Origin of the sequence: Pseudomonas sp. BF-B-26, assembly GCF_019956495.1 — a bacterium.
Lineage (GTDB): Bacteria > Pseudomonadota > Gammaproteobacteria > Pseudomonadales > Pseudomonadaceae > Aquipseudomonas.
In genome coordinates this window covers 133,613-153,646 of sequence record NZ_JAHBDP010000102.1, presented here as the reverse complement: position 1 = coordinate 153,646, position 20,034 = coordinate 133,613, and the positions used below count along the sequence as shown (strand labels likewise).

16 protein-coding genes are annotated in these 20,034 nt (G+C 54.8%); 10 read left to right on the top strand and 6 right to left on the bottom strand.

Annotation, left to right across the window (positions count from 1 at the left end):
* Positions 1-100: 100 nt before the first annotated feature.
* The 3 genes from KGB03_RS23845 (at position 101) to KGB03_RS23835 (ending at position 3,832) form a co-directional block, all read left to right on the top strand.
* Complete coding sequence (locus tag KGB03_RS23845; RefSeq protein WP_111451912.1) at positions 101-1,381, top strand: glycerate kinase; 1,281 nt, start codon at positions 101-103, stop codon at positions 1,379-1,381.
* On the top strand, positions 1,371-2,786 hold the full coding sequence (pyk, locus tag KGB03_RS23840) for a pyruvate kinase (protein WP_111451911.1): 1,416 nt from the start codon (positions 1,371-1,373) through the stop codon (positions 2,784-2,786). Before KGB03_RS23845 ends, pyk begins: the two co-directional genes overlap by 11 nt.
* A gap of 131 nt (positions 2,787-2,917) precedes the next feature.
* Complete coding sequence (locus KGB03_RS23835; protein ID WP_223529404.1) at positions 2,918-3,832, top strand: urea transporter; 915 nt, start codon at positions 2,918-2,920, stop codon at positions 3,830-3,832.
* Between the two features lie 16 nt (positions 3,833-3,848).
* Here KGB03_RS23835 and KGB03_RS23830 read toward each other — a convergent pair whose 3' ends face one another.
* Entirely contained in the window at positions 3,849-4,664 is an 816-nt protein-coding gene (locus tag KGB03_RS23830) for an alpha/beta hydrolase (RefSeq protein ID WP_223529402.1), read from the bottom strand.
* A gap of 61 nt (positions 4,665-4,725) precedes the next feature.
* The gene (locus tag KGB03_RS23825) at positions 4,726-7,299 is read right to left on the bottom strand and encodes an autotransporter domain-containing protein (protein WP_223529400.1); all 2,574 of its coding nucleotides are present in this window, start codon (positions 7,297-7,299) and stop codon (positions 4,726-4,728) included.
* Positions 7,300-7,517: 218 nt separating this feature from the next.
* Here KGB03_RS23825 and KGB03_RS23820 point away from each other — a divergent pair, with 218 nt between their 5' ends.
* From KGB03_RS23820 to KGB03_RS23810, 3 genes are all read left to right on the top strand, one after another.
* Positions 7,518-8,342, top strand: coding sequence for an ion transporter (locus KGB03_RS23820; RefSeq protein WP_223529395.1), 825 nt, complete (start codon positions 7,518-7,520; stop codon positions 8,340-8,342).
* 102 nt (positions 8,343-8,444) lie between these two features.
* On the top strand, positions 8,445-9,440 hold the full coding sequence (locus KGB03_RS23815; RefSeq protein WP_223529392.1) for a sulfate ABC transporter substrate-binding protein: 996 nt from the start codon (positions 8,445-8,447) through the stop codon (positions 9,438-9,440).
* Positions 9,441-9,758: 318 nt separating this feature from the next.
* On the top strand, positions 9,759-13,763 hold the full coding sequence (locus KGB03_RS23810; RefSeq protein WP_223529390.1) for an NACHT domain-containing protein: 4,005 nt from the start codon (positions 9,759-9,761) through the stop codon (positions 13,761-13,763).
* Between the two features lie 290 nt (positions 13,764-14,053).
* Here KGB03_RS23810 and KGB03_RS23805 read toward each other — a convergent pair whose 3' ends face one another.
* Positions 14,054-14,683 carry a hypothetical protein gene (locus KGB03_RS23805; RefSeq protein WP_223529388.1) on the bottom strand — a complete coding sequence of 210 codons (630 nt, stop codon included), beginning with the start codon at positions 14,681-14,683 and terminating at the stop codon, positions 14,054-14,056.
* A 235-nt stretch (positions 14,684-14,918) separates the two neighbouring features.
* On the opposite strand from KGB03_RS23805, the gene KGB03_RS23800 reads away from it, so the two are divergent.
* Positions 14,919-16,124 (top strand): MFS transporter, encoded by a 1,206-nt coding sequence (locus tag KGB03_RS23800; RefSeq protein WP_223529386.1) that lies wholly within the window; start codon positions 14,919-14,921, stop codon positions 16,122-16,124.
* 92 nt (positions 16,125-16,216) lie between these two features.
* On the opposite strand, the gene KGB03_RS23795 is transcribed toward KGB03_RS23800, so the two are convergent.
* Entirely contained in the window at positions 16,217-16,621 is a 405-nt protein-coding gene (locus KGB03_RS23795) for a type II toxin-antitoxin system HicB family antitoxin (RefSeq protein WP_056742059.1), read from the bottom strand.
* Positions 16,621-16,833, bottom strand: coding sequence for a type II toxin-antitoxin system HicA family toxin (locus KGB03_RS23790; protein WP_218536509.1), 213 nt, complete (start codon positions 16,831-16,833; stop codon positions 16,621-16,623). The genes KGB03_RS23795 and KGB03_RS23790 overlap by 1 nt, the downstream gene beginning before the upstream one ends.
* A gap of 279 nt (positions 16,834-17,112) precedes the next feature.
* On the opposite strand from KGB03_RS23790, the gene KGB03_RS23785 reads away from it, so the two are divergent.
* The 3 genes from KGB03_RS23785 (at position 17,113) to KGB03_RS23775 (ending at position 19,403) form a co-directional block, all read left to right on the top strand.
* A complete protein-coding gene (locus KGB03_RS23785) occupies positions 17,113-17,832 on the top strand; it encodes an SDR family oxidoreductase (protein WP_111451903.1) in 720 nt (239 codons plus the stop codon).
* A 132-nt stretch (positions 17,833-17,964) separates the two neighbouring features.
* Positions 17,965-18,852 carry a LysR family transcriptional regulator gene (locus tag KGB03_RS23780; RefSeq protein ID WP_223529384.1) on the top strand — a complete coding sequence of 296 codons (888 nt, stop codon included), beginning with the start codon at positions 17,965-17,967 and terminating at the stop codon, positions 18,850-18,852.
* A gap of 83 nt (positions 18,853-18,935) precedes the next feature.
* On the top strand, positions 18,936-19,403 hold the full coding sequence (locus tag KGB03_RS23775) for a helix-turn-helix domain-containing protein (RefSeq protein WP_223529382.1): 468 nt from the start codon (positions 18,936-18,938) through the stop codon (positions 19,401-19,403).
* 220 nt (positions 19,404-19,623) lie between these two features.
* Here KGB03_RS23775 and KGB03_RS23770 read toward each other — a convergent pair whose 3' ends face one another.
* Complete coding sequence (locus tag KGB03_RS23770) at positions 19,624-20,022, bottom strand: hypothetical protein (RefSeq protein ID WP_111451899.1); 399 nt, start codon at positions 20,020-20,022, stop codon at positions 19,624-19,626.
* Between the last annotated feature and the right edge of the window lie 12 nt (positions 20,023-20,034).

The following is a 20,034-nucleotide window of genomic DNA, read 5'->3' as shown; positions in this document are numbered from 1 at the left end:
TGCCAATACAAATGGCGCCTGATACACCGCTTTCGCGAGCAAGCCCGCTCCCACAGGGAACCGAGTCGCCCTCCAATAACAAGAAATCCGGGAGCCCGCCATGTCGGTCAATCCGCAACAATTCCTGCGCGAGCTGTTTGCCACAGCCATCGACGCGGCCCATCCGCAGCAAGTCCTCGAAGCCCATTTGCCCAAAGACCGCAGCGGTCGGGTGATCGTCATCGGCGCCGGCAAAGCCGCCGCAGCCATGGCTCAAGTGGTGGAGCGTTGCTGGCAGGGTGAAGTATCAGGTTTAGTGGTGACGCGTTACGGTCACGGCGCCCCGTGTGAAAAAATCGAAGTGGTCGAAGCCGCTCACCCGGTGCCTGATGCTGCCGGTCTGGCCGTGGCCAAACGCGTACTGGAACTGGTCAGCAACCTGACCGAAGACGACCGTGTGATCTTCCTGCTCTCGGGCGGCGGCTCTGCCCTGCTGGCCTTGCCCGCAGCCGGCATCACCCTGGCCGACAAGCAATCGATCAACAAAGCCCTGCTCAAATCCGGCGCCACCATCGGCGAGATGAATTGCGTGCGCAAGCACCTCTCGGCGATCAAGGGCGGTCGTCTCGGCAAAGCCTGCTGGCCTGCCACTGTTTATACCTATGCGATTTCCGATGTACCGGGCGACCTCGCCACGGTCATCGCCTCCGGCCCCACCGTGGCCGACCCGAGCACTTCCGCCGAAGCTCTGGCGATCCTCAAGCGTTACGCCATTGAAGTCCCGGCCTCGGTGCGCAACTGGCTGCAGAACCCGGAATCAGAGACGGTCAAACCCGGCGACCCGAGCCTGGCGCGCAGTCACTTCCAACTCATCGCCCGCCCACAACAGTCGCTTGAAGCCGCTGCGGTGAAAGCGCGTCAGGCCGGTTTCAGCCCGCTGATCCTCGGCGACCTGGAAGGCGAATCTCGCGAAGTGGCCAAGGTTCACGCCGGCATCGCCCGTCAGGTCGTGCTGCACGGTCAGCCATTGGCGGCGCCCTGCGTGATCCTCTCGGGCGGTGAAACCACGGTCACCGTACGCGGTAATGGCCGTGGCGGACGCAACGCCGAATTCCTGCTGAGCCTGACCGACAGCCTCAAAGGCCTGCCCGGCGTCTACGCGCTGGCCGGCGACACCGATGGCATCGACGGTTCCGAAGACAATGCCGGCGCAATCATGACCCCGGACAGCTACGTCCGCGCCGCCGCCCTCGGCCTGAGTGCCAGCGACGAGTTGGACAACAACAATGGCTACGGCTATTTCGAGGCGCTGGACGCGCTGATCGTCACCGAGCCGACCCGCACCAACGTCAACGACTTCCGTGCCATCCTGATTCTCGAGAGCCCTAAAAATGACGCCTGACAAGAAGGTTAAAATCCTCGCCACCCTCGGTCCTGCCACTCACGGGATCGACGACATCCGTGAACTGGTGCAGGCCGGGGTCAATATCTTTCGCCTGAACTTCAGCCACGGCGATCACGCCGACCACGCTCAGCGCTATCAGTGGATTCGTGAAGTCGAGCGCCAGCTGAATTATCCGCTGGGCATTCTGATGGACCTGCAAGGCCCGAAACTGCGGGTCGGCAAGTTCGCCGAGGGCAAGGTGCAACTGCATCGCGGTCAGGCGCTGCGTCTGGATCTTGACCCGACGCCGGGGGATGAGCGCCGGGTCAACCTGCCTCACCCGGAAATCATCGCCGCACTCGAGCCGGGCATGGACCTGCTGCTGGATGACGGCAAGCTGCGTCTTCGCGTGGTGACAAAGTACGCCGACGCCATCGACACCACCGTGCTCAATGGCGGCGAACTCTCGGACCGCAAAGGCGTGAACGTGCCGCAAGCGGTGCTGGAACTGAGCCCGCTGACCGCCAAGGACCGTCGCGATTTGAGCTTCGGTCTGGAGCTGGGTGTGGACTGGGTCGCGCTGTCGTTTGTGCAGCGCCCGGAAGACATCCGCGAGGCGCGCGAACTGATCGGCGACAAAGCGTTTTTGATGGCCAAGATCGAGAAGCCTTCGGCGGTGACGCAACTGCGCGAGATCGCCGAATTGAGCGATGCGATTATGGTCGCTCGCGGTGACCTGGGCGTGGAAGTACCGGCCGAAAGCGTGCCGCAGATTCAGAAAAACATCATCACCATCTGCCGTCAGCTCGGCAAACCGGTGGTGGTGGCGACGCAGATGCTCGAGTCGATGCGCTTCTCCCCTGCCCCGACCCGTGCCGAGGTGACCGATGTTGCCAACGCCGTGGCCGAAGGTGCGGATGCGGTGATGCTGTCGGCGGAAACCGCGTCCGGTGAGTACCCGCTGGAAGCCGTGCAGATGATGAGCAAGATCATTCGTCAGGTGGAAAACGGTCCGGACTATCAGGCGCAACTGGACGTCAGCCGACCCAAGGCTGAAGCGACTGTTTCCGATGCGATCAGCTGCGCGATTCGTCGCATCAGCAATGTGCTGCCAGTAGCGGTACTGGTGAATTACAGCGAATCCGGCACCTCGAGTTTGCGTGCGGCGCGGGAGCGGCCAACGGTGCCGATCCTCAACCTGACGCCGAACCTGCAAACCGCTCGCCGGTTGACGGTGGCGTGGGGCGTGCACTCGGTGGTCAATGATCGGCTGCGGCAGGTGGATGAGGTGTGCTCGACGGCGCTGGAGATTGCCCAGGCGCAGGGCATGGCCAAGCGTGGCGACACCTTATTGATCACCGCGGGTGTGCCGTTTGGGCAGCCGGGGTCGACTAACTCACTGCGTATCGAAACATTGATTTAGCGCCTGTACCGGCCTCTTCGCGAGCAAGCCCGCTCCCACATTAGTTTTGTGTCTATCACAGATTAAATGTGGGAGCGGGCTTGCTCGCGAATGGGGCGACTCGGTGCCCCAGACACACTACAGACCTCATCATGCCTGCCAATCACTTCAACACCCACTGCCCCGACTGGGCCACTGCCCTGCTCAACGGTTTCAGTCAGATCTTTCTCCAGCGCCATCCGCTGTGCGGTCTGCTGTGCCTGTTGGCCATTCTGTTCACCGCGCCCGCCCTGCTCGGCGGTGCACTGCTGGGCGGTGTCGCCGGGTTGCTCACCGCGCAACGACGCGGCTATGCCAAGGCCGATCGACAGGCCGGACTCTTCAGTTACAACGGTGTTCTGCTCGGTTTGCTGCTGAGCCTCTACTTCCCCTGGTCAGCGCTGTTACCGCCGCTGATCATCGCCGCTGGCGGCCTGAGCGCGATGTTCACTCAACAATGGCTCAAACGCGTCCGGCTCAGCCACTACCTGCCTGCCTATACGGCGCCCTTCGTGGGGCTGGGCTGGTTGCTGCTGTGCTTCGCCACGCCCTCGACCAATGCGCACTTGATCGAAATCAATACGCTGAACATGCTCGCCGCACCACTCAAAGGCCTCGGCCAGGTGATGTTCCTCGGTCATCCACTGGCCGGTGCGATGATTGCCGTGGGTTTGCTGATCGCTGATCGCCGCGCATTCTGCTGGGCATTGTTGGCGTCTGTCGCGGGCATGGGCTGGAGCATGCTGCATCACGACTTCTACACCGCATTGATCGGCCTCGGTGGCTATAACGCCGTCCTCGCCGCCCTCGCCTTCAGCTCGCAGCGCCAGAAGCCTTGGCTGCCGCTGGCCGGTATTGCATCAGCGCTGTTGCTGACGCCGGTGTTTGCCGCCATCGGTCTGCCAACGCTGACCGCGCCGTTCATCCTCTCTTGCTGGCTGATCCGTGCCGGTAATCGAGTGCTACGCCAGACCGCTGTCGACAGTGCGCCTTGTGCTATTGAGCGCCAAACCAAGGGTGGCGCCTGATGGGCTGAATCTGCATTCAGCGCAATGGATCAGTCTCGCAAGCCAATGGCAGATTCGACCGCGCCCCCCAACTTTCATCGTATCCCTGATCGTGGGTGGCGAGGCTTTCGACGACTTCCAGGCATTTGCCCTGAAGCTGCGTGGTATAGACCCGGAGCATTTGAGGCGGCACGACCTTGTCATTCAAACCGATGAAATGACGTTGCGGGAGCGCCCGCAACTTGTCGCGAAACGCCAGAGGTGTCACCGGTTTCGAGAATGGCGCGAGCTGCATCAGCTCCGCCCACTTTACCGGGTCGAGATTGCCGGCAATCGTTTGCACCTGAGTGACGTCGTTACGAGAACCCGCAAGGATCAAGGCAATCGCCGCGCCACCCGAGTATCCGACCAGTTCGAACTGCTCCACGGCAAAGCGGCTTTTCAGACGATCAAGGGCCGCGCTCATGGTCTGTATGACTGATGAGTTGAAACGACCGGAAGTCCACACATCAGGGTTGCAGCCTGGTGATGTCACGAACTGACAAGGGCGCGCCAGATAGGCACTGGGCCCTCGATCTCCAGCGGCCAATCTCGCCATCAAGGACACGCGAGGGGTCGGATCGATACTCGGTTGAGATCGTGTCGCCCACGCCCGACCATCGCCTTCAATGTAAACACGCAGATGCTTATAGCTCCCTGGTGGCGGGAGCAAGGCCATGAGTGTGTAAGGTGAACTATCGAGCGTTCCAGGAGTAAGCGAAGAACTGTGGCTTAGCGCCTGCAAATCGACTTTACCCGCGCACCCGCTGAGCCCGAGGAGCGCGAAGCCGATGGCGGCCAGTGCTTTAAACATGGTTTTAACCTGTTGATCAGACGCAACGGCCCACCCGCGCGAACCGTTGCAATCCAGTCGATCAAAAAGCGTAGCGCGCTTCAAGGGTAAAGGTGTCGGCGTTAAAACCGGTCTTCGCTTGATAGCTGTAATGGGTCCCCAGGGTTAGAGCATCAATTTGATACTTCACCCCTATGCGACCTTCATAACTATCACGTACCGGACTGGCTCCCGAGACAATGAAAGGCGAGCCCCCCAAGGTGAAACTGGAGGTCTGATTGATCCGGTCACCGATGAAGTCATGGTAAGCCATCACACTCGCTTCAGGTGTAAGGGTGCCATTGAGCAATGGCACGTCGGCGGCCATTCGCAACCCGGCGCCCAGCTCGCCGATTTCGAAGCGCTGGGCATTGGAGTGCAGGGCGGCCGAAGAGCCATGCTCATTAAAGCTGTCCAGCTGAATATTGGTGTAACGTGCGGCGACACGGGGTTCGACAATCAGGTGGTCAGAGAGCTTGAAGGTATAACCGCCCAAGGCGCTCAGAGCCCATGCGTCACTGTTGTAGCTGCCTTTGGCCACGCTGTCGGCGATGTAACGTTTGCTGTCATTGTCATTGCGTCCGTAACTGAGGCTGCCATCGACAAACCAGTTGCGCAGATCCCAGCTACCGTACAGCGTCAATGCGCTGCCCTGTACATCGGTTTTATCTCCAGTATCGGAAGTGACGTTAGTGTTCAGATACGAATAGGCCAGACCCACGGTGGTATTAGTATTCAACTTGCCATCCGCCCCGACAGCAACACCGCTGCTGTTGGCCGAATAACCGGCGACCGCATCACGACTGTCCTGATCCTGGTTGCTGCTCAACCCCTGAATCCATACGCCGGTCTCTGCCAGCGAATCCCCTGATGAGAGCCCCGAGCGCAGACCGGAAACGCGGTTGCTGATCGCGCCATTCATCATCGCCTGACCCGACACTGCCGCATTGACCGCCCCACCGCTGACGTCCGGAGCCAGTTGCTCACCGAGCTTTGCCAGTTCCTCTTGGGAGGAGGCGTTGGCAAAGGCTTTGAAGACCGCATCATCACTGTTCAATTGTCCCAGCGGGCCATTCTTGAAGCGATTGAGAATCTTGCGGGTGCTGCTGGAAGTACCGATGCTTCCCTGCTCTTCATCCACCTGACGGTCACTTTTCAGTGTGACCAGCGCGTTAACCGTCTGGGCATCGGTTGTATAGCTGGCGACGTTCAACAACGAAGACGAACTGCTGACGCTCAACCCGTTGTTCTGCAGGCTACTGGCCTTGACCAGTGTGTATTGAGTGCCGGCAGCGGTCGGCGTGAAATCACCTGGTTTGGCATTCAATGTCACGTTGGAGGACTGGGCGAAGGTGGCCTTGCCGTCCACCGTCAAATAAGGCGTGGCGGGTGTGACGCGATCCGAAAGCAACATATCGATGCCACTGTTGGCACCGACGTTCAAGTCGCCAGTGATCACGACCCCCTGATTTTGCAGATTCAGAGAGCCCGACGTCACAGAAACCGTGCTGCCGATTTTGCTACCGGTGTAATTGGCCTGACCCGCGACATTCACCCCATTGAGGTTGAGCAGATCGCCCTTGATCGCACCGCCGGTCCAGTTCAGTTGCGCCAACCCTGCGCCATCGATGGCCGCCACATGATTGCTGCGAATTTCGCCACCTTGCTGGTTGATCTCGAACGCTGATGTCTGGTCCGCATCGACCCGGATCGCAACACCGTCCGCAGTGATATTGCCGGCGTTGATAATGCCCCGAGCGCCAGACACAGCATTCTGCGTGAAAGTGGCTCCGTCGAGCTTGATGCCAACGGCGTCTTCACCCGATGCCTCAATAGTCCCGGTGTTGAGCAAATAATCGACTGAACCATCGAAAAAAACGATAGCCTCGGAGTTCTTGCCAACGCTCATGATCGAGCCGCTGTTCTCGATCCTCAACGCGCTGGTTTGGGTCTCGACGTGAAAAGCGGAGGCGTTCTGACCCGTGGCACGAATCGTCCCTGAGTTGAGCAGCCTGCCGGCGATGCTCACGGGAAGCACGCCATGGGAATCCAGAATCAGCCCCGTGGCAGAGTCACCCTGCACATCGACAACACCGCTGTTGATCAGATCGCCGCCAATAGTGGTCCCATGGAGGTAGATACCCTCAGGCGAGCCATAGATATTGGCTCCCGATGCCTGGGTGATGGAGACAGTCCCGGCATTGATGACATTGCCGGTGATAGTGGTATTGGCGATCTCGATTCCCTCAGCGCTATTCACGTTGGAAAGAGAAAGCTTGCCGGCATTGATGAAGTCACCCTGAATGTTGCTGCCGCTGGTGTTGCGGAAACTGACATCCAGTCCGATCCCGGTCACCGTCGCGCCTTGAGCGTCGAACGTGAAGTCGCCCCGGTTAATGAGTGAGCCCGCGACAGTGTTCTGAAAGAACGTGACACCCGTTTTGTCCGTGTTGCTCTGGCGGGTCCGTTGCCCGGTCAGGGTCAAGGTTTCACTAAGGGTTTGACCCGTCCAGTTCTTGAAACCCTGACCCAGGTCGTACTCGCTGGCAAATGCCTGAGCGGTCGAAGCGCTGATAACCATTGCCAACAGGCTCTTCTTGAACAACTTACTATCCATATCGCTTCCGTGTGGTTTTGAAACCCATCGCCTGAAATCCGGGCAGCACATCGAGACAAAGGTTCTTGTTCTATAGGAAGTTGCTATATCGACGAGATCATCAATTTCTTAAGCCATGAACGACTAAAACCGGCTGAACATGGCCTACTCGGCGCCCCGCTTGCGCAATCCTCGTCAATCACCCACGCTTCTCTGATTTTCGGCTTGGGCAAGACCTAATGGACAGTAACAACGACTGGCGCCAGCGCCTCTACGTCATGATTTTCCAGAGCGACACAGTGGCTGGGCGGCGCTTCGACGGCATCCTGTTGTTGATCATTCTCGCCAGTATTGTGATCGTGATGCTCGACAGCATCGACGCGGTTCACCAGAACTACGCCGACCTGCTGGCATACATCGAGTGGGGCTTCACGGTCATCTTCGCCATCGAATACGGCCTGCGGCTGTACTGTTCGCCCAAGCCGTTGCGCTACGCGTTCAGCTTCTATGGACTGGTGGATCTGCTGGCGATCGTGCCCGGCATTCTTGCGCTGTATTACGCCGATGCGCAGTACCTGCTGATTATCCGGATCATTCGGATGCTGCGGATTTTCCGCGTGCTCAAGCTCAGTCCGTACCTCAAGCAAGCCAACTATCTGATGTCCGCATTGCGTGGCAGCAAACAGAAGATCGTGGTGTTTCTGGTCAGCGTCTGCACCCTGGTGACGGTATTTGGCACCTTGATGTACGTGATCGAAGGCCCGGAGCACGGCTTCACCAGCATTCCCAAAGGCATCTATTGGGCTATCGTCACGCTGACCACTGTGGGGTTCGGCGACATCGTGCCCAAGACGCCGCTGGGTCAGGTGATTTCGTCGTTGGTGATGATCACTGGTTACTCGATCATCGCCGTGCCGACAGGGATTTTTACTGCCGAACTGGCCACCGCGATGCGCGGCGAACAACTGCAACATGACTGCCCGGTGTGCAAGAAAAACAACCACGAGCATGGAGCGGCATTCTGCTCACGGTGCGGTAATCAGCTATTCAAGAAAATGGAATAAGCAAAGTGCTTTTTAATCTTTAAAGGACTATGCGAGCCCCGTTATAGTCGCTGGCAAATTGCCTCACTTTTAAATAAAAACTTTACGAACAAGGACTGCGCAGTGAAAAAACTCTTTGGCGCCTCACTTCTGGCCGCTGGCCTGGCTCTGTCCAGCGTGGCTCAGGCCGCACCGACCCTGCTTAACGTTTCCTACGACGTGATGCGCGATTTCTACAAGGACTACAACACTGCCTTCCAGAAACACTGGCAAGCCGAGCACAACGAAAACATCACCCTGCAGATGTCCTTCGGCGGCTCAAGCAAACAGGCGCGTTCGGTGATCGATGGCCTGCCGGCTGACGTCATCACCATGAACATGGCCACCGACATCAACGCACTGGCGGACAACGGCAAACTGATTCCGGACAACTGGGTTACCCGCCTGCCGAACAACAGCGCGCCGTTCACCTCGGCCACCGTATTCATCGTCCGCAAAGGCAACCCGAAAGCCCTGAAAGACTGGCCCGACCTGCTCAAGGACGGCGTGCAGGTGATCGTGCCAAACCCGAAAACCTCGGGTAACGGCCGCTACACCTACCTCTCGGCCTGGGGTTATGTGCTGAAAAACGGTGGCGACGAAAGCAAAGCCAAAGACTTCGTCGGCAAGCTGTTCAAACAAGCGCCGGTGCTCGACACCGGTGGCCGCGCCGCCACTACGACCTTCATGACCAACCAGATTGGTGATGTGCTGGTGACCTTCGAAAACGAAGCGGAAATGATTGCCCGTGAATTTGGTCGTGATCAGTTCGAAGTCATTTACCCAAGCGTCTCCGCCGAAGCCGAGCCGCCCGTGTCGGTGGTCGACAAAACCGTCGACAAGAAAGGCACCCGCGCGGCGGCCGAGGAATATTTGAAGTACCTGTGGTCGCCGGAAGGTCAGGAGATCGCTGCGGCGAACTACCTGCGTCCGCGTGATCCGGCGGTGCTGGCCAAGTACACCGATCGTTTCCCGAAAGTGGATTTCCTGTCGGTAGAGAAGACCTTTGGTGACTGGCGAACAGTGCAGAAGACTCACTTCAATGATGGCGGGATCTTTGATCAGATTTATGCGCAGTAACGGCTAAGCAGCCATGCAAAAGGCGACCTGCAAAGGTCGCCTTTTTTTGTGGGTGCTGACGGCAGATTAATAACAAGAACACTTTATAAAAATCACATTCACCGTTCACAAACAAATTGCAACAATCACTAAGACATTAAAGCAACTTAATAAATCAAAGCACTGAAAACCCAATAAAGACAATAATAAGCAATACCTCTCAAAAGCTTAGCACCTATGACCCTCACTTAAAAATTGACAAACAACGCAACGAAGTGCCACCATTGATTATTTATGCAACAATCACACATACAAAGACCAATTACTTATGGAAAAGAAATGGAAAACATCGATTTTTCCCGACTAAACTCTACTTCGTTTGAACGTTTGATTCGAGCGCTTTGTTTTAAAGTCTTCGGAAGCGCCGGAATAGTCTACTCATCAGGATCTGACGGTGCTCGAGACTTCACTTTCGAGGGACCTATTAATGGGTATTCATGGAGTGGATACTTAGTTGTTCAAGCCAAGTTCAAAGAAACCCTACAAACCCCGGCTCAAAATTTAGCTTGGTTAAAAAAGCAAATCGCTGGTGAAAAGAAGAAGTATCTTACTAGAAAAATCAGAAGACCGGCATACTATATTCTTGCTACAAATATCGGGCTATCAGGGGCCGACGGAAAAACAACCACAGGAAAAACAACAGAAGGGGGATATACAAAAATATCTAAATTACTTGACGATTGGCAGAAGGACATAGGTATAGAAGGGCATGATGTATGGCCCGCAGACAAAATCTCAGATTTACTAGCCGGCTTTGAAGACGTCAGACAAACATACGCGGCATGGATTACGCCAGGAGATGTGCTTGAAAATGTGATGAAAAAAATAAACTTTAAGGAAGTTAATTTTCAGGATGCTATGCGAAAAGCATTAAGAAACTCATTACGACGAGATCAATTTGCCAGATTACGAGACGCTGGCGATGTCGCGGAACCACAAATACGAACAAGCCAAATATTTATCGATTTGCCTATATACACTAACAACTTCACAGAACAACTTTATCTAGAACAATCGGAAAAAATCGTAGCCAAACTAGCTGACCGGGCAAAAGACAAGCTAGACACTCTACCGACAGATGACAAAAACGAGGGATTGAAGGCCTCAAAGTCGTGTAAAAATAAAATTGTGATACTTGGCGGGCCTGGTCAAGGAAAATCAACAGCAAGCATGTTTGCAGCACAGCTTTTTAGAGCGGCAATATTAAACGACTGGTCAAATCAATCCACTGACTTTCAAACCAAAAAGCTAACAAAAGAAATTTTAGACCGCGCAAACGAACAGTTAATACAACCTAACATCACCAAAAGATTTCCAATTTTCCTTGCCCTACCAAGATTCGCAGATGCCATTAGTTCGGCGAGAGCGAAAAACATGGCAGCGCCATCTCTAATCACACAAATATGCAGCGAGTTTTCAATTGCTAGCGATACGAAAGTTGACAAACGAGATCTTCGAACGTGGTTAAAATCCTATCCATGGATTGTTATTTTAGATGGGTTAGATGAAGTACCACCATCAGGTGAACGACTCGCAATTCTCGATGCAATAGCCACATTTGAAGGTGAAATCGCAGACGCTTCTGCAGATATTTTATTGATTGTGACGACAAGACCTCAAGGCTACAACGACGATCTCCCCGAAGAGTCGTGGGAGCATTGGACTCTGGACAACCTTTCATCAAAAGACGCAATCGCCTATGGAGAAGTACTCGGTCAAGTACGCTATCCAGATGACGTTTACAGACGCAACGACATTCTTACCGCTTTAAAAGCTGCAGCAACAAACCCGACCATATCCAGACTGATGATAAGTCCTCTCCAAGTAACAATTATGCATATGATTGTAGATACTGGCGGCAGTGTGCCTAGCGCAAGGTGGACCCTGTTCAGTGAATACTTTGAAATCCTCAGAAAAAGAGAAAAAGCCAAAGGAGGGGAGAATCAAAAAATACTGGAAAGAAACTGGAACGTTTTAGGACCAATTCACCAACGAGCGGGCTTAATATTACAAACAGATAGCGAGCATGCCGGTGCAGCCCAAGCCTTTTTAAATGCAGATCGCTTTTTACAACTAGTCCAAGACTATTTCAGATCAGAAGGTTTCAACGAGGCAGAAATATCAAGCAGAAGCAAAGAGCTAGTTGAGGTGGCATTACACCGACTGGTACTTCTCTCCGCCAGAGACGAGGGAAAAATCACATTTGACGTCCGCTCACTACAAGAGTTTATGGCAGCGGGAGCTTTAACTTCTGGGCCACCAGACTCGGTTCAAAAAAGGCTGGTCCATATTGCCAGAATGTCACATTGGAGACATGTTTTTCTAATCGCCGCCAGTCGTTGCTTTTCAGAAAATGTACTCCACCACCTTCGACATGCAATAGTTTGTATACCAAGAGAAATTGAAACCACTCAACCTGACAACTTCATCCGTTCTGGCTCAAAACTTGCGCTGGAATTATTTGTCGATGGGATTGGAATGGATCACCCTGTATCTCGCAGAATGTTAGCAACGCACGCAATGGAATTACTTAACAGCGGCGGAACGTCATTTGACAAGCGACTTGAAAATCTAACGGAGGAACAAACTGATGACATAGTAAGATCCGCACTTACTGAAAAAATCTCATACAACTCAACATCTGCAGCAATCACAGCTTGGGCCTTCTTATTATTCCTAACAAAGAAAAAACCGGAGAGTTTTCTAGAACTAGCCATAAAACTATGGCCTAACAGCACCCCTGACACAATAGAAATATTGAAAACTATTCCAGTACCACTCCCTTCGACTGAAATAATCAACCATATAGTCAAAGCATTGTGCGCAAGCAACCCATTAAAAATAGGATCAGAAATAGGCGCTTTCACCAAAAAATTTATTCATGCATTTGAACCATTTGAAACAGAAGATGAACTATTAACAAAGCTCGACTCACACCATAAAAAACTATATTCGATAATTTCAAATTGGCGAAGTGTCAGCGATGACAGATGCTGCAGCATAACAATAGAAAACAAACCGACCGAACTTAAACTAATTCTAAGAACACCTGAAGACTGCAAGAATAATTTTTCATTTGTAGCTCACAATGAGTTGAGCGAAGCATGGCAACCGTTGCTTCTAGCAAAAGAATTCTCAGACAACCCTTCTGCGGTGCTACTTGCCAAGTTCATAAAAAAAATTGGTTCAATAGAGCCATATCAAGGTAAACATTTGATCTCGTTGGTACCGTGGCAGCTATCTTGTTTTCTATCGCTAATCAGCAATCAACAACAAGCAGATATGTTTGCGGAGCAAATTGTGTCTGGAGAGTTTGGAACTGCTGCAGATTGGCACGGAGCTCAAAATCGCTGGAAGCACACTGGTATTGACATTGAACATCTTGACGTTGGAAACTCACAACTACCATTTTCGCAAGACATTTCAAATACAGGAACACCATTTTTTGGTTGTGGCATGCAACTCTCTTATCGGGACAACGACGACCTCTCTCTATTTTCTAATAGTTTAAGAATCGCCTCAACCCAAACCCAATCAATAGCAATTGAACAGTTGTCAGAGCTTACACTATTCTCAACTGTCAATATAAAATCATTATCTATTCCTCTATCAGAGAACTTAAGAACGCTCCTGAAATTTGCTGCAAATAGGGATACTGCCAGGTTTTACTCCCCCCTGCTCTTCCACCTAGACAAAGAAGTTTGGGAGGACGAAAGCTGCATAGCTTCGCTTTCAGAGATAGGAAACAAAATAATTTTTCTAGGCGTTTTGCATATGAAAATCGACTTAGAATTAATTCTTGACGCCACCTCCACACACACGACAAAAAGAGGATTAATTACGATACTAGCCATCGCTTTCTTTTTCCAGAGCAATGACAACAACAAGAAGAACATAACTATTCCGCAGGCAATCCTAGAAATCTGCCCCGATGATACCTCACGCGTAAAAATGTCAAAAATCTTAATACAGCAATACTTCAACATTGAAACAGACTATAAAGAGTTTGAATCACTAGTTAAGAACCGAGCCACTAGGAATTTTGCGGTGGAGCTATTGAACCAGCCTTCCATAGCTGGAGCGCGCACATCTATCATAAAAAACCTTGCGCCTACTCTGCTCAGAGCCTCTGATAGGCCATATAGCTCTAGAGAACAAGACTTAATGACACTTCTTGAAAAATCTCTTGCCACCCGACAATCCGAACTATCCATGCAATGTATATGGAAAGACAATTTAAACCTATGGGATGATGCATTCCGGACACTACAAAAACCTAGCTGACCGACCTGAACTTGAGATAAACTCTCGCTAACTCAGCATTATCTGAAGTTAGCGAGTGTAAATTATATACAGCGCGTGCATACCCCTCAAAATCTACGCAACTTAACTTCAAATTAAACTTTCAGCGACAGGTATACCGTTCGTTTAGAAGGACGGCCTGAGTAATTCACCTTTTCATCCTTCGCCTTTTTCAGATCCAATTAAGATCAGAATCAAAAGCTCGCAGAGCTAAGTCCGTCTCCTATATGGGGCTTTGGAAAATGCGTGCAATCAAATTTTCTCTTGGGCCATCACATCGGCGGTGTCACGCCATCCTTGCCGGCCGCGATCGATTGCGCGGTGAGTGTCCCGTCAGCACTTTGGGTCACAAACGTCACGATTTTCACGCCCACCTTCAGCAAGCTGCGATCCCCCGGCACCAGGTTCACGATCGGCACATCCTCCGGCACCAGAATCTTCTGCTGGCCGCCCTTGTAGTTGACGGTCAAGACCCGACCATTGCTGACGACCAAATCGCCGACGCTGCCATTGGTCATGCTGCTGCCCTTGGCCAGGTCGAAGGACCGATGGCCATCGCCGCTGCCGGCCAGTTCCGGTGGAAAGACATGGACTTCCAGTGCCTTGAGGGTTCCGTCCTCCTGCGGTATGGCTGCCGAACCGATGTAGCTGCCGGGTTTGATGTCTTCGATATTGGCCAGGGTGACCGCGCGGACTTTGGTGTCCTGGGTCAGATTGATGACCACGTTTTCACCACTGTTGACGTGGACTTTCAGCACGTCGGGGCTGACCCCGGTGATCTCGCCGCGAACGCCGATGCGCATACCCGGTGCGTCAGCAGCCTGGGCAAGACCTGCCGTGAACAAGCCGATCAAGGTAACCATTGAAGCGCCGTGAATCAGGTGACGGAACATCGCATTCATGGAAGTGCCTTCCGTTTATGAAACGTGAAGAGAGAACATAAGCACGCTATCGAACAGGATGTAAGTGAATGTATCATCGGACCTCAATGTTTTGACGCCAGGTTCCTCGATGGGCATCACAAACGTCCGTCACTCATTCCGCAACGGAATGATTGCTATCACTCCAAACCCTCTTCTGCCCATTCCGATAGCCCTTTAGCCTGCGCGCATTCTCCTTTGCTCAGTGAGACCCGTTATGAATCCAACGACCCCAGTGCCCCACGGCACCGCAACAATGACCCGAGGCATGGTGCTGCTGTTTGCCTTCTGCTGCGGCGCCATCGTTGCCAACATTTACTACGCCCAACCGATCATCGGCCTGATCGCGCCGGACATCGGCCTGACCAGCACCATGGCCAGCCTGATCGTTTCGCTGACCCAGATCGGTTATGCGTTGGGTTTGTTTTTCCTGGTGCCGCTGGGTGACTTGCTGGAAAACCGCCGCTTGATGATCATCACGACCGTGGTGGCGATTGCCAGTCTGTTGGGTGCAGCGTTCACCGATCAGCCAAACGTGTTTTTGCTGATATCGCTGCTGGTGGGTTTCAGTTCGGTGTCGGTGCAGATCCTGATTCCACTGGCTGCGCACTTGGCGCCGGAAGAGTCTCGTGGCCGTGTGGTCGGCGGGATCATGGGCGGTTTGCTGTTGGGGATTCTGTTGGCGCGACCGGTGTCCAGCGTGGTGGCTGACCATTTTGGCTGGCGTGCGATGTTTGTGATTGCAGCGGTGCTGATGGCGGCGATCAGCATGGTGTTGGCGCTGACGATTCCCAAGCGCCAGCCTGATCACAGCGCTTCTTATGGCCAGTTGTTGGGCTCGCTGTGGACCCTGTTGCGTCAACAACCGGTGTTGCGTCAGCGCGCGTTTTATCAGGGGTGCATGTTCGCCACCTTCAGCCTGTTCTGGACCGCCGTGCCACTGGAACTGGCGCGCAATCATGGCTTGTCGCAAACCCAGATCGCGATCTTCGCCCTGGTCGGGGCCATCGGCGCCATTGCCGCCCCCATTGCCGGTCGACTGGCCGATGCCGGCCACACCCGCGTTGCTTCACTGCTCGCCCTGTTGTTCGCCAGCCTGAGTTTTCTGCCCGCGTTCATTCATCCGGTCTACAGCGTTATCGGCCTCGCCGTCACCGGCGTGGTGCTCGACTTCTGCGTACAAATGAACATGGTCCTCGGCCAACGCGCGGTCTACGCCCTCGACGCCAAAAGCCGCAGCCGCCTGAATGCGCTGTACATGACCAGCATTTTTATCGGTGGGGCGTTTGGCTCCTCGGTGGCCAGTGCGGTGTATGAACACGGCGGCTGGTTGTGGATCGTGATTGTGGGTAGCGCGTTTCCACTGCTGGCGTTGATTCGGTTTTTGAGTGTTTCAGAGAAGCGTTCGTTGGCGACGGCGTGAAGCTTTAAAAGCATCGCGGGCAAGTCGGACCGCGGCACCGCTCGCTCCTACGGGAGCGAGGTTGCCTGCGATTGCTGTATGACTGAAATCACTCAGTGCCGAACCAACTTCTCCATCGCCGCATCTGCCAGAAATGAAGAGCGGCTTTTGACATTGTGCTCACGCACATAACGATCAATACGCTGAATCACATAACCGGGTAGCGTCACATTGACCTTCTCGGTTTTGCCCATGTATGGCGCGATGTCCAGCTCCAGCATTCCCCAGCCCATGTCGGCAAAGTCCGGATTCCCACGGTGGGCGGCAGCAGATGTAGGCATGGGAATCGACTCCCCGTCAGCCGCAATCTCCTGAAGCATGATGTGGGCAATCTCGACCGCCGCGTTGTAGGCGTCTTCAAACGTATCCCCGGCCGTTACGGCGCCTGGAATATCGGGGATCTGAATACCGATGGCGGTGTTCTCGTCGCCCCACTCGATACAGATTGGATATTGCATTATGGATCTCCTGCATAACTGGCTCCCGGGCAATACAGCCCGGCTCGCCTCCTGATGCTTTTGACCGTCCCGTTCGGCAAATCCTTTTTCGGATGAGGGACGGGAATCGTGTACGGGTTGTATCGGTGTTTGAAGAGGTGATGACTGCCGGCAATCCGATCCAGCATCCAGCCAGCCTCCTCCAACTCCTTGATCAATAGCCTGCTCTGCACCAATAGCCTCCTTGCTCAGGCTCAAACAAAAGTAACCCTAGAGTTATCTTTACTCAAGCACAAAAATCCGAAACGCGACGCTCGGTTGTTTTACAGAGTGTGATTGCGGGCCGCGGCATTCTTCCCAAGAATGAATACTTTCGCTCAGCCTGATCCGTTACGCCGAGGTCAACCCGGATTACACTCAGCGTCCTGAGCCTGACGCGATGCTGGATGCGATTCGCGGCTGAACCGATCAAATGCCGCCTGAGCCGCGGCATGTTTTTCAAGGAGTGTGCAATGACCCGACGTACCTTTCTCATCACCGGCGCCAGCAAAGGCATCGGCCGTGCGGTCGCCGAGCATCTGGATCGCGCGGGGCATCGGGTGGTCGGAATCGCCCGATCGCCCGACCTGAGCTTTCCCGGCATCCTGTTTCCGCTGGATCTGAGCGACAGGGCACTGACTCAGGAAGTGCTGGCTGATCTGGCCAGGACTTATGAGTTCGACGGGCTGGTGAATAACGTCGGTCTGGTGCGCCCGCAGGTGCTGGGGGAAATCGACCTCGACACGTTCGACGACGTGATGCGGGTCAACCTGCATTCGGCATTGCAGGCCACTCAGGCATTGCTGCCGAACATGCGCGCCAAGGGCTGGGGTCGGGTGGTGAACATTTCCAGCCTGACCGTGCTGGGTATCACGCAACGCACCGCCTACGCGGCGGCCAAAGCGGCGTTGATAAGCTTCACGCGATCCTGGGCGCTGGAACTGGCGCAAACCGGCGTAACGGTAAACGCCGTGGCCCCGGGCCCGACCGAAACCGAACTGTTTCGCGCCAACAATCCGCCGGGCAGTGAGGGTGAAGCGCGGTATCTGGCCGGTGTGCCGATGGGGCGGTTGGGGCAACCGCAGGAAATCGCGGCGGCGATTGCGTTTTTGTTGTCCGAGCAGAGCGGGTTTATCACCGGGCAAACCTTGTTTGTCGATGGCGGCGCCTCAATCGGCAAAGCTGCGTTCTAACCAACAACATCAATTCCCCTGTGGGAGCGAGCCTGCTCGCGATGGCGGACTGTCAGTCACATTAATGCTGGATGTTCCGCCATCATCGCGAGCAGGCTCGCTCCCACAATTTGATCTTCACAAGGACTTCGGATGGACCGCCTCGGCGCAATGGAAACCTTCGTCTACGTGGTGGAAACCGGCTCGTTTTCCGCCGCTGCCCGGCGCTTGAATATCGGCCAGCCCGCGGTCTCGAAAGCCATCGCGCAGTTGGAGGCGCGCCTCGCGGTCAGGCTGCTGTTGCGCTCGCCCCGAGGCCTGACCCCCACCGAAGCTGGCCTGGCCTTTTTCGAACGGTCCAAGCGTGCCATCGAAGAAGCGGACGAGGCTGACAATGCCGCTCGCGGTGCCGCCAGCGGCCTCACCGGCAATCTGCGCATCTGCGCCGCCGTGACCTTCGGCCGGCTGCACATCGTTCCGCACCTGGGGCCATTTCTCGATCAGAACCCGGGCCTGAACATCGATTTGATGCTGGACGATCGCAACGTCAATCTGGTGGAAGAAGGCGTCGACATCGCCTTGCGCATGGGCGCCTTGAGCGACTCCAGCCTCACCGCCCGCAAGATCGCCGAGTGTCGACGCGTGGTGCTGGGCACGCCCACCTATTTCGAAAAACACGGCGAGCCCACCTGCCCTGCCGATCTGAGCAAACACCAAGCGGTCATCTACACCTTGGGCGGTAATGCCAATTGGCAATTGCGCAACGGGACTGATGATCAGTCCGTCATCATCAGCGGGCGAATCCGCGTCAACGCCGCCGAAGGTCTGCGTGCAGCCGTGCTTGCCCATCAAGGGCTGACCATGGCGTCCGAATGGATGTTTGCCCCGGAACTGGCCAACGGCGCGGTCAGGGAAGTGATGAGGGATTGGACGTTGCCGAATCAGGACCTTTGGGCGGTGTTTCCCACGGGCAGAATGGCCAGTGCGAAGGCTCGGGCGTTTGTGCAGTATGTGCAGGGGTTGTTGGCCAAGGAGGCCTGAAACCTACTCGTTTCGTTTATTGCGATTTTCGTTTGATTCGAATAGCCTTCCAGCATTGTTTTTTCAGAATGTCGGAAACCATCATGTCGCCAGTCATCCATCCACCGATCAATCTACCCATGGAGCGCGAAGTTCAGGCTGCTAGCGAAGGCCAACGCGCTCTGGCTGCCTACCTCGCCACTCAATTCGAAACTCAGCACATCCAGATTTTCGACGAGCAGAATGAAGCTCACACTGTCGAACTGCCCACCTCAGCCCTCAGGTTACTGGTCGACATTCTGGCTGAGCTAGCAGCGGGCAACGCTGTCAAAGTAGTCCCGGTTCACGCCGAATTGACCACCCAGGAAGCCGCCGACCTGCTTAACGTCTCACGCCCGCACCTGATCAAGCTGCTTGAATCCGGCGAGTTGTCCTACCACAAAACAGGCAAGCACCGACGTGTGCGCTTTGCCGATTTGATGGACTATAAAAACCGGCGCGACACTGCCAGCGAGAAAGCAATGACGCTTCTCGCCGAGCAGGCACAAGCGTCAAGGACAGGATACGAGTGAGGCAATCCTCTTTTACCGCTGTATATGACGCATGTGTTCTATGCCTTGTGCCCCTGAGCTACACAATCAAGATCAAAAGATCGCAGGCCTCGCCAGCTCCTACCTTTATCGAGTACACCCGTCGGTCATTGTCGTACACGATCCTGTAGGAGCTGGCGAAGCCTGCGATCTTTTCAGATTCCAAAAAGCAAAACGGCGATCCAAGGATCGCCGTTTCTGTTTACTCCCCGAATTGCCGTCCCAACCCGCCCGGCACGCCATGGATGTCTGTCTCTTCCCATGGCCCGTTCGGGCTGATCGACCGGCTCCAGCCGTTGTCCCAGCGGTAGTACGTGCGCTGGCGGTAGAAGGTGTTGGTCTGATCATCGAGAACGTACACGCCGAGCTTGGCGTCCCAATGGCTGTTGCCACCCGGCGGCGGCGCGAAGCTGGCGGAGGTGCGTGGCAGCGGTTTGGCGGGCTTGGCCGGGATGCTCGGCTTGCCCGGTGTCGGGGACGGCGTCGGACGTGGCTGCGACGGCGGGATCGGTGGCAGCCGTTCAGGCTGCTGCGGTTGGACCACGCAAGCGCTTAACCCCAAAACCATACTGAGCAGGGTGATACGGGCGATGGCGGTCATAGTGGCGTTTCC